Origin of the sequence: Pelorhabdus rhamnosifermentans, from assembly GCF_018835585.1 — a bacterium.
Taxonomy (GTDB): domain Bacteria; phylum Bacillota; class Negativicutes; order UMGS1260; family UMGS1260; genus Pelorhabdus; species Pelorhabdus rhamnosifermentans.
This window is the reverse complement of sequence record NZ_JAHGVE010000080.1, coordinates 1-730: the sequence shown is the minus strand read 5'-3', so window position 1 is coordinate 730 and position 730 is coordinate 1. Positions and strand designations below refer to the sequence as shown.

The 730-nt window shown below is 48.2% G+C and carries 1 protein-coding gene; it reads right to left on the bottom strand.

Going from position 1 to position 730, the window contains the following annotated elements; genetic code table 11:
- Positions 1 to 28: 28 nt before the first annotated feature.
- On the bottom strand, positions 29 to 730 hold a 702-nt coding region (locus Ga0466249_RS25825; RefSeq protein ID WP_281422712.1), incomplete at its 5' end, for a citrate lyase subunit alpha.

Genomic DNA, 730 nt, shown 5'->3' with positions numbered 1-730 from the left:
TGATTCGACATGTTTTTTCCTCCTTTTTTTACAGGGGCTTACGAATAACATCAATGATGGTGCCATCACGGTATTCGACGACACCGACAATGTCATCACTGACTTCGATGGCATCGGGCTTGCCTGACAAATCATAGGCCTGCTGCTGCAAGTCTTCAATCGACACAATTGGCAGCGCTGATCCTTTGAGTTTATCAAGTAAATCGGCTCGGCGTGGATTTACGGCAATACCGCGTTCTGTCACGATGACATCGACAGTTTCACCCGGGGTGACTACAGTCTGTACGGCATCGCGAACCATGGGAAGACGACCACGAAGCAGTGGCGCGACAACGATGGAAAGTTTAGCGCCTGCGGCTGTATCGCTGTGTCCGCCTGAAGCTCCCATAATGACGCCATTGGAATCTGTAATGACATTGACGTTAAAGTTCACATCGACTTCGGTGGCACTTAGAATAACGGCATCCAAATTGTTTACAATGGGTCCGCTGTTATGGGGATTGGCATAATAGGAGGCGGACATTTCAAGATGATTGGCATTTTTCGTAATGGACTCAATGGCTGGAATATCAAAGCTCTGTACATCAAACATCATTTTAAACAGACCCTGTTCCATCATTTCAGCAAAGACTCCGGCAACACCACCCACACCAAAGCTGCCTGTAATGCCTTTGGCAAGCATTTTTTCTTTGATGAAGCGGCCTACGGCCATGGAAGCTCCGCCACTGCC